The sequence below is a fragment of the Pseudonocardia tropica genome (assembly GCF_040105315.1).
In the GTDB taxonomy this organism is placed as follows: Bacteria; Actinomycetota; Actinomycetes; order Mycobacteriales; family Pseudonocardiaceae; genus Pseudonocardia; species Pseudonocardia alni.
In genome coordinates, this window is the sequence record NZ_JBEDNP010000001.1 from 1 (window position 1) to 14,981 (window position 14,981).

Sequence of the window (14,981 nt, forward strand, 5' to 3'; positions counted from 1 at the left end):
ATCGTCACCACCGAAGCCGCACCGACCGGCAGCGAGGCACTCATGACAACCGAGGCAATAACCGCCTAGAATCCCGAACCAAGATCACGCGGAGTCGATCTCATACACCACTCCGCCGGACGTGACCCTGCCGGCGGATGCCCACCGAGCAGCACGCCGCCCTCGCGATCGCCGCGGGACGGGCAACCACCTCATGACACTCCATCGACCCGCGCCCGTCGTTGGGCCTCTTTCACACCGACGAGTCCGACGGTTCCCCTACCGAGGTGAGGTGTAGGAGTTGCTGGAGTTCGACGGTGATCGCCTCGCGCAGGGGATGATGACGAGCGGACAGCGCGTAGCGGGCCGACTTGCGGTCGGGGTAGGTCCAGACCGGGCTGTGGCGATGCTCGGGAGGCTCCCATTCGTAACGTGGATGTACGTGTGCGTGAAGATGCTCGAACGAGTTTCCGAGTATCTCGTAGTTGACTCTCCGGAATCCGTTGTCGAGCCGCTGACACGCGTTCGCCACGGCCTCACCGAGGATGGACATATCCATCAGGAAATCGGCACGCTCGGCCCTGCCGAGATCACTGAGATGATCGGCCTCGCCAGCATAGAGCAGAAGACTGTAGCCGGGAAGATGCTGCGTGTCTCCGATGACCACCCACCCCGTCGACATACGGGCCATGACTGCCGGATTCTCGCCACGCTCGGCGGCTGCGATTCTTCCGTACATCCGCCTACCTCCACGAGGGTTCACTGATCCGCGCCGTTCAGCTTCCACTCTGCACTCAGGCCACCTACTACCATTATAACTGTAAGTGATTCCTAGGCGCGCCTGTCGGAGTTGCTCTCGCTGGCTGAGGGGCGTAGCGGGTACGCCAGCCTGGTCTGCACCTGGAATCCCCGTCCGTGCAGCGCTGGCTGCAGTGGACCGACTGGCTCCCGAGACCCAGATCGGCCACGACCAACATCTGCCCGGATCGATGACCCTGGCCATCCTAGACATCGCCGTGCTCCGCTGGCCGGAAGGCACAGCCCAGTTCGAACCTTCCACCGCCCCGCATCACATCGGCGCCTGAGCCCGCTTTTGCCGCGAGAACCAGGCACTGAACACAATTGAATTGTACATTCAGTTGGGGTCGCTCTTGGCGGGTTCGACCGACACCTCGGCCAGCTCTATTGATTACGCATTCCCCACGGCACATACAAATAATGTCAAGAAGGGCGTCGAACGATCCTCCTTGACAGGAACAAAGTACATCTGCACCGCCGGCAGCTCAGCCTGCTTTGTAGGGCGGATCCCAGACGACGACGTCGAACGCGATGCTTCCCTTACCAGCGCCCCGGACCTGGACCAACGCGTACCGGTAATCCGACGTCCGAACACACAACCGATCACCGGCGCTCACCTTGCGCCTTGTTGTGTAGGAAGTCGCCGCTTCGCATGTCGGATACTCGACAGGTCCGGTCACTGGCGACGTCTCCTGCCCGGAGACACTGCCGTCGTCGTCTCCCTGAAGGGATTCGCTGTAGACGAGATCGCGTGGCCCGTCCGAGATCGTCGAGCGCGCCACGTCCCAGTTCGGCTGCATCGAGTCGAGATCGACGCCGTAGTACTGCTCGAGGGTGATCGGTGAGACTGACGTTCGGCGTACCGTCGGTTCAGGAGCTGAGCGTGTTGACGATGGCGACCTGGAGGCAGTCGCTCCTACGCCCGTCCCGGATGACGCGGTTGTTCCCGGCGGTGCGGCGCTCGAAGTCGGCCGGTTGGAGCCGAGCGAGAGCAGGTAGCCGCCGCCGATGATGAGCACGAGCAGGGCAGCACCCCACGCAAGCCAGTTGGGTGCCTTCCGCCCGGACGGCGCGGATGCGGATGGGTGGGTTCCGACCCACGTCGGGGTCGGGGCCGCCATCATCGCTGTGGGAGTCAGTCGCCGCGACGATGCAGTCGCCCCTCCACGGACCGCGGTCAGCCAGGCTCGGGCCGAGGGTCGCTGCGCGGGATCGCCTGCGAACCCACGCATGATCTCTTCCTGTTGCGGTACCGGAGTTCGAGCCAGCAGCGGATGGGCGAACAGCTGCTGGTGGATCTCGTCGATGTTCTGGGGCGGAGACTGTCCCACCAGTGCGAAGAAGCCGAGCGCAGCGAACGCATAGCGATCCGACGCAGGGCTGTAGCGCCCCTGTTGCCACACCTCGGGAGCGGCGTAGCCGGGGGTTCCGAATGCCATCCGCGTCTGATGTGCCGCGACCCGAGCCAGTCCGAAGTCGACAACCACCGCCTGCTGCTTCTCGGTGATCATGACGTTGCGGGGAGAGAGATCACCGTGGATCAACGGGCGTTCCGATGGGGTCACCCTGCCCGAATGCAGCTCGTCGAGCGCATCGGCGACCTGCTCGAGCAGACGGAGTCCGTCCAGGGCACCCTCATTCCCGTCGTGCAGTACAACCCACTCATCGAACGACCGCCCGTCAACCCAGTTCATGACCAGGTACAACGTGGCTCTCTCGTCGTCCTCGCGCCTCAGATGCGGAGCGGGTCCCCGGAAGTGCTCCCGCACACCGACGACCGAGGGATGCCGGACGAAACGCAGTAGTTCAGCCTGCTCCGACCACCGCGAGCTGAACCGCTCGATATCCTCGACATGCTCCGCGCGCAGGACCTTGACCGCGACGGTCTCCGGCTGGCCGGCGACCGAGACGGTTGCCTCCCACAGAGTCGCCTCGCCGCCCGATCCGATCTGTCGGATCAACGTGTACTTGCGTGCCTCCCCCTCGGGGCCGACGACGAACTGTGGATCATGTGAGCTTGAAACCTTGACCACCCCCTGCTCGTCACGTTCCGTCTTCGTCCAGCTACAGCACCCTACAAAGTGGAGACGCAACGGCGGGCAGGATCAGTACACACTTCCCCGACGAGCGAGGTCGCCGGGTCCGGCGCCGACCTCGACCAGCCGCACGCCGGCGCACCCGATGGGAAACACACGGAATTCGGTCCGGGCAGGTCCGCGGGAGTCGGCGGGCGAACTCATGCTCCCGGAACACCATCGGCGTCGGGGCAGGCGACGACCATCCGGAGCGGTAGGCACCGGGCCTCGGTCGCCGCCGGTGTACCCCCGTACACGGGCCGAAGGCCTGGCGTCGTTGCGTCGCACAGACCGCGCGATGTCAGCGGCGAGCCGGCGTGACCACGTACCTTGCGCTCGGAAACACGGGCTGAGACTGTTCCGATGTGGAGGACGAGCCTGCTGTTCGCCGCTGTCCGGGTCTCCGCCTGAGTATCGACGCCCTCGTCGACTGGCCTCACGCCTACGGATCAACCACCCGGGTGCTCGTCCGGGTTCGCGCACAGACAGACACCAGTGAGCTGCGATCGGCGGCCGTCATCAGCGAGCTTCTGGACAACCCTCGGGGTCACTACCTCCTGTCCGACTTCGCCGGGGCGGTCAATGAGATCGCGGCGTCCGTCCTTCCCGCTTCGGTTCCACCGCAGCAGCTGGAGTGGTACGCCCACCATGGGTCGTTCTCAACAGTCGACCCCGCCGGCCCGGAATCGTTCACCCGCGTCACGCTCACCTGGGAAGAGGGCTCAGCCTGTCCGCCGTCGTGGGAAGCGATGGAGCTCCTGCCCCATGCGGAAACTCCAGCAATGAATCTTCGACTCGCGCTGTCGCCGGTCCAGGAAGTGCTACGAGACAGAGGGTGGCCCACCTCTGGCGGCCCCGCATGTACTTCCCCACCGTCCTCGTAGGGAGCCAGTGGCCGCCGCAGGCGCTCGGCACGCAGCTTCCAGTTTTCTTCTTGGCCGACTCTGCGTCGCGGGGACCATCGGATACGGGCTGGTCGTTCCGTCACGGGAATCCGGCGGCGGCCAAGGATCGTCGGATACCACGACGAACTCGCCGCCGTGGCCTGCCCGACCCCGGCAGATCAGCTCGCCACCAGCCCCGGCCAAAGCGCACGTCGGGCTCCGTGACGCTCAGGACCACCACCGACACGGTCCACGGCGATCGTCCGCACCGATGTCGCCGACACCGTCGTGCCTACCGCACACCCGGATATATCAGGCCGGAGCAGCACGTCATGACTCCCGCGAAAATGGCCGGTACCAGCGTCGACCAGCATCTCCGAACGAACGTCACCGACATCCGCGACGTAGAGCACCGTGCCCTCCGGCCCGGGCCCGCGTCGGATCCCGCTGAGTGCGTCGACCACCTCCAGGAGCAGACCACTTAGGTCGACCGGAACCCGCCCGCAGCTCAGCGTCCGCCGCGCGAGCCTGAACGGGTCGTTCCCGACCCCGCCCGACGCGGCGCTGTCCGCCCGCAACAGGGTGTCGAGAGCGGCGCGGGTGCGCGGAGACTGGCGAGGAAGTCCGGCGTCGGGAACGACCACCAGCCCTCCTGCGACGCCGCCGGCGCCGGTCGGGCTCGGCGAAGTAGTCACCGAACGGGGCCCGCCACTGCCCGACCGGCCACCTCGGGGTCAGGTCGACACCGGCCGCGTGGGCGTCGGCCTCGCTCCCCGCGATCCAGATCCGCCGGCCCCTCATCCCGCGCCGACACATCCACTCCGACGCCGGATCCGTGGGCACCCACTCCGTGATCAGCTGCTCGTCCAGGAAGACCTGCGGACCCACCCCGCGCGGGGTCATCGGGTGGCCCGACCACCACGCCGCAGTGTCGATCCGCCACACCTGCCCCGGCCCTGGCGGTTCTTCGACCGCCCGATCAGTGGTCACACTGGACCCGCTGCGCGGCGCAGCACATCGGCGACCCCGGGCAGGGCGAACCGGGCCTGCGAGTGCACCCGGAGGACTGCGTTGAAGGCGTCCGGGTTGGTCGCGTCGTGCAACACCGCCCAGCCGGTGCCGTGTGTCCCTGTGCTCAATCTCGAGGCCCGTGCGGCCAACTCGGCCCGCGATGTCAACACGCGGAGGGCGATCGACTCACCCGCCGCCGGATCCTCGGCGAGCAGCCCGGTCTCGCCGCAGACCCGCTCCGCGAGGGTCCAAGCCAGATCGCGGAGGGTGTCCTCGGGCAGCGAACCCAGGCCCTCCATGCCCGGGCCGCACAGTGCCCCGGCCAGTCCCCGGCGGGCGCGGACATCGGTTCCGGCGCTGGACGGATAGTGATCGTCCAACCAGGGCAGGATCCGGTGAGCGCGATCGGCCTTCAGAACGGCGTCCACGTCCGCCCGTCGGACGGGTCGCCCGGTGAACCGGGCGACGGCGATCAGGGCCCGCTCACGCTGGGTCCTCCAGTCCGAGAAGTCGAGCCCGCTGATCGCCTCTGCGACAGCGGAGTGTCCGCCGGCGTCGATCGGCATCCACCCGTAATCCGTCGTCGACGACAGCACCGCACCCGATTCGGCGAACGACAGGGTCTGCACCGCGTTGACGTTCCAGAACACCGACGCGGCACGCCCCGCTGCCGAGACACGTCGCAACGTCGGCGCGAACGCCCCCTGCCAGCCGTTGTCCTCGAACGCCAGCACGACCCCGTCACCGAGATCAGCGACGGCCACCCAGGGGTCGGTCGTGAACTCCTCGATGATGTCGCCCATCGGTTCCGACTCGTGGTGAGCGCTGAACGCATCCAGCACCTGCGCCCTCGTCAGCCCTGTGCACACGGTCAGAGTGGCGGCTTCGCTGATCCGAGACTCGCAGATCCACGGGTCGCCCGGCTCGTCGATCACCTGGGCATCATTCCTCACCCTGTCGTGCAGACTTCCCGACGCGACCGATGTGAGATCTCCGCGCTCACGAGCCCCGTCGACCGATTCCCATCTCGCCCGCCTCTCGGAGATCGCCGACGCCGACCACCGCCACTTCGCACGACCGACCGGCCGGCCCGAGTACCGAGATCGGCGAGTCGCCGTCGTCCTTGCTCAAAGCGGGGCGCTGCACGCGATCGCGCTCGGTCTCCCGACACGTGGCACGGGCGGGCACTGTCTCACGCGCCGGACTTGCTTCCCCGGTGACCTGGTCGACGCCGCCGAAGACGCTCACACGCGCGGAACCGCTGGGGAGCCAGGTGACATTGCCGCGCGTGCGGCGGGGCTTCGAGGGGGCCATGCGCCGAAGCTAACGCGGACCTCGTGCCACAAACCGTGCCACGATCTTGCCTCTGAGCTGTTCAGAAGGCCCGGAAAGGGCCTCTGACATGGAGCCGCCTTGGGGAGTCGAACCCCAGACCTACGCATTACGAGTGCGTCGCTCTAACCGACTGAGCTAAGGCGGCGTGGTGCGAAACTAGTGTAGCGGCGCCCTCCGCGCCCCGGGAGCACCCCCCACCGGCTCCCCCGACCGGCACGGCTCCGTCCAGCGCCCCACCGCGTCCCCGCCCCGGGATCATCCGGAGGTCGGACGCCCACTGCGCCGCCCGGAGGCAGGATCACCCCCGTGACGATGCGGCTGTCGGCGGTCCTGGCCCTGCTCCTGGTCAGTGCGGCGACCTGGCTGGGCGGACGCGCACCGGCCCCCGTTCCGGCCGACGCCGACCCGGGCGTGTTCAGCGCGGACCGGACGATGCGCACGGTGGACGACCTGGTCGACGGCCCGCGCCCGGCCGGGAGCCCGGCCGCCGTCGCCGCCCGGGACGCGATCGTCGCCCGGCTGAGCGCGGCCGGGCTGACCACGCGGCTGCACTCCTCGACCGGCGTCGGCGGGGCCGACAGCAGGATGACCGCGGCACCGGTCGACAACCTCGTCGGCACTCTGCCCGGCACCGACCCGACCGGGGCGGTCGTGCTGTCCGCGCACTACGACTCGGTCGCGAGCGGGCCCGGCGCCGCGGACGACATGGCGTCGGTGGCGACGATCCTGGAGGCGGTGCGTGCGCTGCGGGAGGGACCGCCGCTGCGCAACGACCTGGTCGTACTCATCACCGACGCCGAGGAGGTGGGCCTGCTCGGGATGCAGGCCTGGGTGCGTGACGAGCTCGGCCCGTCCGCGCGCCCGACGGTCACCGTGAACTTCGAGGCGCGCGGGGTGTCCGGGCCCTCGCTGATGTTCCGGACCTCCCCGGGCAACGCCGGGCTGGCCCGGGTGTTCGCCGACGCCGTACCGCATCCGACGGGGGACTCGTCGCTGGTGGAGGCGTTCCGGCTGCTGCCCAACGACACCGACCTCACCCGGGTCCTCGACGCCGGCCGGCCCGGTGTGGACTTCGCGTTCGTCGAGCAGCCGGTGCAGTACCACACGACGGGCGACGCCCCGGAGAACGTGAGCGCGGCGAGCGTGCAGGGCCACGGCGAGGCCGCACTCGGTCTGGCCCGTGCCCTGGGGAACCAGGATCTCGCCCCGCTGGACCCGGCGGTGTCCGGCGCCGCGCCGGAGGGCGACGCGACGTACTTCCGGTTCGCCGGGACGACCGTCGTGTACCCGTCGTGGCTGGTGTGGCCGGTGGCGGCGCTCGGGGCGGTCGCGGTCGTCGCCGCGGTGGTGGTCGGACGCCGGCGCGGGGCGACGACGGTGCCGCGCGTCCTGGGCGCTGCCGCGCTGCTGGTCGTGGCGGTCGTCGCCGCGGTGTCCGCGTCGGTGGGACTGTGGCGGGCGCTCCTGGCGGTGCACCCGGTGTGGGCGGACACCGGGCCGTTCCTGCACCGCCCCGCCCCGGTGCAGGCGGCCGCGGTGGCGCTGGCCGTCGCGGTGACGGCGCTGTGGTGGCTCGCGGTCCGCCGGTGGGCGGGCGCCGCCGGCGCGGCCGCGGCGGGGGTGCTGGTGCTCGCGGTGCTGGGCCTGGTCACGGCGGGCACGGTGCCGGGCGCCTCGTACCTGTTCGCGTGGCCCGCGGCCGCCGCGGGCGGCGGGCTGGCCGCGGCCCTCGCACTGCGGGGGCGCCCGGTCGTCGCGACGGCGGCCGCCACGCTGGGCGCGGTCCCGGCGGCGGCGCTGCTGGTGCCGCTGGGCTGGGACCTGTTCGTGCTGTCCGGGGTGTCCGACGGCGTCCCGGCCGCGGCGCTGGTGCTCACCGCCGCGGCCCTCACCGTCGTTCTCGTCCCGGAAGGAATGCAGCGCGCGACGGTCGGGGGTCCGCCCGGTCGCGTGTGGCCGGTGCCCGTCGCGGCGGTGCTGGCCGCGGTCGTCCTCGCCGGGGTCGGGGCGGCGGTGAACGGCCCGTCGGCGGAGCGGCCGCAGGCCTCGCACCTGTCGTTCCTGCAGGACGACGACGGTGCCCGCTGGGTCAGCAGCCAGACCGTCCCGGCGGCGTGGACCGCCCGCTACCTGGACACCCCGGCACGGGAGGTGCCGGCCTGGCCGGGCCCGGACGATGTCCGCACCGGGCCGGCGCAGCCGTTGGCCGTGCCGGGCCCGCGGGTGGAGGTCCTGAGCCGCACCGCGGACCGGGCGGTGCTGCGTGTGACGAGCCCGCGCGGGGCGCCGGGGATCACGCTGCGACCGGACCGGGCCGTCACCGCGGCGACCGTGACCCCCGCCGGACGGCCTGCGGTGTCGTCCGCGCCGGCGGACGGGCTGACCGAGATCCGGCTGCACGCGGTGCCGGCCGCGGGTGCCGTCGTCGAGCTGGTGACGGGGCCGGGGCCGCTGGGTGTGGCCGTCGCGGACCTCTCGCCGGGGCTCGCCGGGTGCCGGGCTTCGTGCCGCGGCCGCCGGAGCTGCGCGCGGCCCCCGACCGCACCGGCGACCAGGTGGTGCTGGCGACGCGGGTGGAGCTCAGCGGGTGAACGGGAAGCGCGGCCCGGGTTCCCAGGGGCCGCCGTCGTAGCGCCAGAGCGCGAGCCCGGGGACGGCCGTCGTCCAGGGCTCGAAGCCGGCGGCCAGGTCGTCGTGCAGCGCCCGGGCGTCGGCCGGGCGCACCTTGTTCTGCACGGTCACGTGCAGGTCGGCCTTCCCGGCGTCCTGCCGGGTCAGCCGGTCGCGCCACCGGTCGGCGACGCCGCGGCGCAGGGCCGTCAGCCCGGGGCAGTCGAGGGTGTAGGCGACGCCGCGGCCGAGCAGCCGCAGGCCGGTGACGCGGGCGGTCATCGGGGCGCGGTCGGTCGCGGCGGTCAGGTCGGTGGCGAGCTCGACCGCGGCGTCGCCCGGCAGGGCGTGGAACAGGGTCAGGTGCGCGGCGAGGTGGTTGCGCCCGGCCGGGAAGTGCCGCGCCCGCAGGTCGTCGAACCGGGCCTGCGTCGGCCCGTCGAGCAGGGCCGTGAGGATCAGCGGCCGGTCATCCACGGTGCAGGGCCGTCATCATGGCCTCGACGGCGATCCGCGGCTTCACGTTCTGCTCCAGCGCGTCGCGGCAGGCGAGCACCGCCTCGAGGCGACGCAGGCTCGACTCCGGGCCCCACTCGGCGGCGGCCACCCGGATCTCGCGGTCGCGGTCCGGGTTGGTCAGCGGCACCGTCGCGCCGGTCGCGGCGACGATCGCGTCCCGGTAGAAGCCTGCGAGGTCGACCAGGGCGCGGTCGAGCGCGTCCCGCCGGGTCCGGGTGGCGCGGCTCTTCTGGCGCTTCTCCAGGTCCCGCTCGGCCGCCTTCGCCGAACGGGCCGCAGCCGCCGCGCCCTTGCCCGTACCGCCGGCGCCCATCGCGACGGCCAGCTCCTCCCGCTCGGACTCGTCGCGGGAGGACCGCAGCTCGTCGGCCTCGGCCTCGGCCGCACGGATCAGCACGTCGGCGTGGAAGAACGCGTCGCCGAGTCGGCGGAGCTTCGTCGGCACGCCGAGGATCTCCTCGCGGCGGGCCCGGGCCTGCGGGTCGCGCGCGAGCCGCCGCGCCCGCCCGACGTGGCCGCCGCACACCGACGCCGCCCACCGGGCCTGGTCCGGGTCGATCCCGTCGCGGTCGCGCAGCACCCCGGCGACGGCGTCGGGCGCCGGGCTGCGCAGGTGCACCATCCGGCAGCGCGACCGGATCGTGACGGGCACGTCGTCGGGGTGGTCCGACGGCGCGCACAGCAGGAACACCGTCTCCGGCGCGGGCTCCTCGACCGCCTTGAGCAGCGCGTTCGACGCGCCCTCGGTGAGCCGGTCGGCGTCGGCGATGATCACGATCTGCCAGGTCCCGGTGGCGGGCTTCCGGGCGGCGAGCTGGACGAGCGAGCGCATCTCGGCGACCGAGATGGACAGCCCCTCGGGGACGATCTCGCGGACGTCGGAGTGGGTGCCCGCCATGACGGTCCGGCAGACCGCGCACTCGCCGCAGCCGTGGTAGCGGCACTGCAGGGCGGCCGCGAAGGCGCGTGCGGCATTCGACCGGCCGGAGCCGGGCGGGCCGGTGAACAGCCAGGCGTGGGTCATCGCCGTCGGGTCCGACGCCGCCCCGTCCAGCTCGGCGACGGCGGCGGGCTGGCCCACCACGTCGTCCCACACGCTCACGACGACCCCTCCTCCACCATCTGCCGGCGCGCGAGGGCGCCGACCACCACCGCCAGGACGCCCCCGCCGGCGAGGACGAACCGCGTGCCGTCGACCAGCAGCGCGGTGCCGCCCACGGTCACCGTCCGCGTCGCCACGACACCGACGACGACCGGCACCACCGACATCGCCCCCAGCAGCACCAGCCGCACCAGGGACTGGACGAACGCGTTGACCCGACCGCGGACCCCGTCGGCGACCTCGGTGCCGATGATCGTGAGCCCGGTCAGGAACGCGACCCCGGCGAACGCGCCGACGAACAGCACCGCGGCGATCGCCATGAACAGGTGCACCGCCACCGCCACGACGACGAGCGACACCCCGGCTCCGATGATCGCGCTGCCGAACAGGCGCCGGTGCGGCACCCGGCGGGCCAGCGCCGGGCCGACGCCCATGCCCGCGGCGAGCCCGGCGAACACCGAGGCGAACAGGATCGAGTACGCCGCGTCCCCGCCGCCGAGGCTCGACGCGTAGAGCTTGGCCGTCGCGATCACGGCGCCGCCCGCGGTGAACGCGCCGACGATCCCGATGACCAGCCCGCGCACGAGCGGGGTGCGGACGACGAAGGTGTAGCCGTCGCGCAGCAGGAACAGCATCGACGGCGGGGCGGCCCGGCGCTCGGCCTCGGTGGCGCGGCCGGAGATCTCGGGGATCGCGAGGTACACGGCCAGCGCGGAGGCCAGGAACGCGAAGGCGTTGAGGAACAGCGCAGCGTAGACCGTGGTCGCCTGGTCCGCGCCGAACAGCGGACCGACCTTGCTGACCAGCGCGAAGAGCCCCGCACCCCCCACGACGGCGACGCCGTAGGTCACCAGAAGGCCCAGCTGCGCCGCGGTCTCCATCTGGGCGGGGCTGCGCAGCAGGTTCGGGACCGCCGCGTCCTTGGCCGGGATCCAGAACATCGTGCACAGCTCGAGGAGCAGGGTCACCACCAGCAGCCACCACAGCTCCCCGACGAACGGGATGGACAGCAGCAGCACGAACTTCGCGAGGTCGCAGGTCACCATGACCTTGCGCCGGTCGAACCGGTCGGCGAGCACCCCGGCGAGCGGGCCGAACAGCAGCGACGGGACCAGCTTGGTCGCGACGACGCCCCCGAGCGCGAAGCTCTGCGCGGTGAACCCGGCGCCCGCGGTGAGGTGGGTGGCCAGCGAGGTGAGCGCCAGCAGCGCCAGCCACTCACCGGTCGCCGTCACCGCGGTGACCGACCAGAGCCTGCGGAAGGCGGGGATCGCGAGGACCGACGTCAGGCGGTGCGACGTCGACGACGGGGTCGTGATCGCGGATCACCTCCTCCTCACCCGGCACGGCGTGCGGATCTTCAGGCTAGACCGGGCCACCGACGGCGGACGCGCTGCCTCAGACGATGGTGGACAGCGTCTGGACGAGGATCACCAGGTAGATCAGGACGAAGACGATCGTGAACGCCCGGGCCCCGACCCGGCCGCGGGTGAGCCGGGAGAAGCCGAGCAGGCCGTTGTCGAGGTCGACGGGGGGCCGGGCGGACACCGCGGGCGGCCGGTAGACCGTGCCGACGGGCTCGGCGCCGCCGGCGCGGGGGTGACGCGGGGCGGGCAGCCGGGGCACCGGGCCGGTCGGGGACCGCCGGGGCGCGGGCGGGACCGGCGACGACGGGGTGGGCGTCACCGGGCGGCGGGGGCCGGGGACCGAGTCGTCCGCGTCGTCGTCGGGGGTGGGGATGGCGGCGGGACCGGGCCTGCGGCGCCGGACCGCGGTCAGGGTCCGCTGGGTGGGGCCGTCGAGGTCGGGCTCGCGCGCAGCGGGCCGCTCCCCCTCCGCCGACGGGTCGGGGTCGGGGGCCTCCGCGGGGGCGGCCCGCTCGGGGAGGGCGGTGCCGTCTACAGCGGCCGGTCGGGCAGCCGGAGCACCGGGCCCCTGCTCCACACCGGACGCGGGCCGGATCCCGTCGGGCGCGGGTCGTGACACGGCGGAACCCGCGGGGCGGTCACCCCGCTCCCGGGCGAGCCGGTCCGCCTCGCGCTCGGCGACCAGCCGCGCCACGCCCCAGCGCCCGTCGTCGGCGGGGGCCGGCGCGGGACGCCTGCTCCTCCACCGCACGGCCATGACGGCATGCTAGGCCGCGACCAGCGGTGATGCCTCGTTCCGACGGGGTATGGCGCGCGGTGCCGCCCGGCCGGGTGACCCGGCCGGACGGAGCGTCACCCGCCGTCGGGCGGCCGGTTCGAGTCGGGCCGGTCCGCCGGCGGGCCGCCGTCCTGCCCCGGGGCCGGGGCGGGCGTCGGGGTGCCCGGGGGCGGCGGCGGGGCCGGTACCGACCCGCTGCTGACCTGCAGGGTCACCTGCTCACCCGGGAGCGCGGCGCCGCGGGGCTCCTGCCCGACGACCGTCCCCTCCGGAGCGTTGTTGTCGACGGTGCGGGTGGTGACCTGCCAGCCGGCGCCCTCCAGCTCACCGCGGGCGGCGCGGGCCGAGCGGCCGACGACGTCCGGGATGCGGGACTCGGCGCCGCCGTCGAGGTAGCGCGGGTCGGTCGCGGGCAGCGGCGTCGGCGGGGTGTTCGCCACCAGCGGGGTCACCGCGCCGTACCAGGTCCGGGCCGGAGTCTTGCCGCCGAAGATGTTGCCGTTCCCGCAGGCGAAGGGGGCGCCGCCGCCGTCGCAGAGGGGTCGCGGGCGGTTGGAGTTGTCGAAGGTGATGACCGCCCCGGCCATCTCCGGGATCGCGCCCATGAACGCGGCCGACTTGTGCTGCTGGGTCGTCCCGGTCTTGCCCGCCATCGGCCGGGCCCAACCGGCGGCCTTCGCCGCGGCGGCGGAGGTGCCGGCGACGTCGTCCTTGCTCAGACCGGTGACGAGGGTGTTCGCCAGGGCGGGCTCGACGGCCTGCTGGCAGGGCTCCTCGGTGATCGGGACGGGCTTGCCCTCGGCGTCGGTGATCGAGTCGATCGGCGTCGGCGGGCACCACTTGCCCTGGGAGAACAGGGTGGCGCCGACGTTGGCCAGCTCCAGCACCGACGTCGGGGTGACGCCGAGCGTGAACGACGCGAGCCGCTGGTCCTTGATCACCTCGGCGATCGAGCGGTCGGTGCGCTTGCCGGTGCCCGGGTCGACGAACGGCGTCGTGGCCAGGGACTTCATGCCGAGGCGGACGGCCATGTCGACCACGTCCGGCACCCCGGTGAACTCCTCGAGCTTGATGAACGCGGTGTTCGGCGACTGCGCGAGCGCGTCGGTCAGGCTCATCCGGCCGGGGTAGTTGCCGGCGTTCGCGACCGGGACGGGGCGGCCGCTGCCGTCGACGTAGATCGGGGAGGCGTAACCCGACGGCGGCACCTGCATCGAGTAGTTGATGCCGAGGCCCTTCTCCAGGGCGGTGGCCGCGGTGAAGATCTTGTACGTGGACCCGGCACCGAGGTTGACCGGCTGGTACGGCAGGCCGTAGCTGGTCTCCTCGGCGTCGGCGTTCAGGCCGAACGTGCGGCTCGACCCCATCGCGAGCACACGGTGCTCGTCCTGGCCGGGCTGGACCAGCGACATCACGTTCGCGACGTTGGGGGTGTCCGGCGGCACCTCCTTGTCGAGGGAGCGCTTGACCTCCTCCATCGCGCGGCGGTCCAGGGTGGTGCGGATGGTGTAGCCGCCGCGCTGGATCTGCTCCTCGGTGAAGCCGGCCTCGGTGAGGTACTGCGTCACGTACTTGCAGAAGAAACCCATGTCGCCGGCGCCGTTGCAGCCGTTCGGCACGCGGACCAGCGGGTTCGCGACGCCGAGCGGAGCGGCCATGGCCTGCTTCGCCTGGGCGTCGTCGATCATCTGCTGCTGGCGCATCTGGTCGATGACGACGTTGCGCCGCTGCAGCGCGGTCTGCGGGTTCTGCACCGGGTCGAACTGGGTGGTCGAGCGGACCATCCCGGCGAGCATCGCGGCCTGCGGGACGGTCAGCTTGTCCGGCGTGGTGTTGAAGTAGGTGCGCGCCCCGGCGGCGACGCCGTAGGACCCGTTGCCCAGGAAGACGATGTTGAGGTAGCGGTTGAGGATCTCGTCCTTGGACAGCTGGCGCTCCAGCTGCAGGGCGATCCGCGCCTCCTTGAGCTTGCGGGCCGGGGTCTGCTCGGTGGCCTTGAGCCGCTCGGCCTCGCTCGTCGCGTCGACGTAGAGCATGTAGTTCTTGACGTACTGCTGGGTGATCGTCGAGGCACCCTGGACGACGTCGCCGGACGCCGAGTTCGCGACGACCGCGCGCAGCGTGCCCTGCCAGTCGACGCCGTCGTGCTCGTAGAACCGGCGGTCCTCGATCGCCAGCATCGCGCCCTTCATCGCGGTCGAGATCTGGTCGTTCGTGACCTCGGTGCGGTTCTGGTCGAACAGGTAGGCGATCGGGCGGCCGTCGGCGTCGGTGAGCGTCGTCGTCAGCGGCGGGCGGGTGCCGACCAGGTCCGCCGAGCTCGACGTGACGCTGTCACCCGCCTCGTTGGACAGCACGCCGAGGCCGCCGACCAGCGGGAAGGCCATGCCCGCCGTGACCACACCGAGAAGGATGCACAGGCCGGCGAGGACGCCGAGCGGGCGGAGCAGACGCCGGGGGAACCTCACAGGGGCAAGCCTACGGGCCGGGAGGTCAGGACACGGTCAGGCTCGTGTCCCCGGT

Annotated in this window: 9 protein-coding genes, 1 tRNA gene and 1 pseudogene; 1 reads left to right on the forward strand and 10 read right to left on the reverse strand. The window is 72.1% G+C overall.

The genetic code is table 11. The annotated features are described in order from the left end of the window. Positions 1–232 precede the first annotated feature (232 nt). From WHI96_RS00005 to WHI96_RS00025, 5 genes are all read right to left on the reverse strand, one after another. Positions 233–718 carry an HIT family protein gene (locus WHI96_RS00005; RefSeq protein ID WP_345654189.1) on the reverse strand — a complete coding sequence of 162 codons (486 nt, stop codon included), beginning with the start codon at positions 716–718 and terminating at the stop codon, positions 233–235. 544 nt (positions 719–1,262) lie between these two features. Then, the gene (locus tag WHI96_RS00010) at positions 1,263–2,810 is read right to left on the reverse strand and encodes a serine/threonine protein kinase (RefSeq protein ID WP_345654192.1); all 1,548 of its coding nucleotides are present in this window, start codon (positions 2,808–2,810) and stop codon (positions 1,263–1,265) included. A gap of 1,912 nt (positions 2,811–4,722) precedes the next feature. Further along, positions 4,723–5,682 (reverse strand): hypothetical protein, encoded by a 960-nt coding sequence (locus tag WHI96_RS00015; RefSeq protein ID WP_345654195.1) that lies wholly within the window; start codon positions 5,680–5,682, stop codon positions 4,723–4,725. Between the two features lie 64 nt (positions 5,683–5,746). Next, positions 5,747–6,061, reverse strand: coding sequence for a hypothetical protein (locus WHI96_RS00020; RefSeq protein ID WP_345654198.1), 315 nt, complete (start codon positions 6,059–6,061; stop codon positions 5,747–5,749). A gap of 89 nt (positions 6,062–6,150) precedes the next feature. Then, positions 6,151–6,227: transfer RNA gene (locus tag WHI96_RS00025), tRNA-Thr, on the reverse strand. Positions 6,228–6,667: 440 nt separating this feature from the next. On the opposite strand from WHI96_RS00025, the pseudogene WHI96_RS27780 reads away from it, so the two are divergent. Continuing rightward, positions 6,668–7,195, forward strand: a pseudogene (locus tag WHI96_RS27780) (M20/M25/M40 family metallo-hydrolase); the annotation flags it as partial. A gap of 1,467 nt (positions 7,196–8,662) precedes the next feature. Here the strand turns inward: WHI96_RS27780 and WHI96_RS00035 are convergent. The 5 genes from WHI96_RS00035 to WHI96_RS00055 all read right to left on the reverse strand — a co-directional run bounded on the left by WHI96_RS00035 (position 8,663) and on the right by WHI96_RS00055 (position 14,926). After that, the gene (locus WHI96_RS00035) at positions 8,663–9,169 is read right to left on the reverse strand and encodes a 2'-5' RNA ligase family protein (RefSeq protein WP_345654204.1); all 507 of its coding nucleotides are present in this window, start codon (positions 9,167–9,169) and stop codon (positions 8,663–8,665) included. Beyond that, positions 9,162–10,313, reverse strand: a complete 1,152-nt coding sequence (locus tag WHI96_RS00040) for a DNA polymerase III subunit delta' (protein ID WP_345654207.1) — start codon at positions 10,311–10,313, stop codon at positions 9,162–9,164. Before WHI96_RS00040 ends, WHI96_RS00035 begins: the two co-directional genes overlap by 8 nt. After that, a complete protein-coding gene (locus tag WHI96_RS00045; protein WP_345654470.1) occupies positions 10,310–11,632 on the reverse strand; it encodes an MFS transporter in 1,323 nt (440 codons plus the stop codon). Before WHI96_RS00045 ends, WHI96_RS00040 begins: the two co-directional genes overlap by 4 nt. Positions 11,633–11,711: 79 nt before the next feature. After that, positions 11,712–12,437: a hypothetical protein gene (locus WHI96_RS00050; protein WP_345654210.1), complete on the reverse strand. Its 726-nt coding sequence runs from the start codon at positions 12,435–12,437 to the stop codon at positions 11,712–11,714. Between the two features lie 95 nt (positions 12,438–12,532). Continuing rightward, positions 12,533–14,926 carry a penicillin-binding protein gene (locus tag WHI96_RS00055; protein ID WP_345654213.1) on the reverse strand — a complete coding sequence of 798 codons (2,394 nt, stop codon included), beginning with the start codon at positions 14,924–14,926 and terminating at the stop codon, positions 12,533–12,535. Positions 14,927–14,981 lie beyond the last annotated feature (55 nt).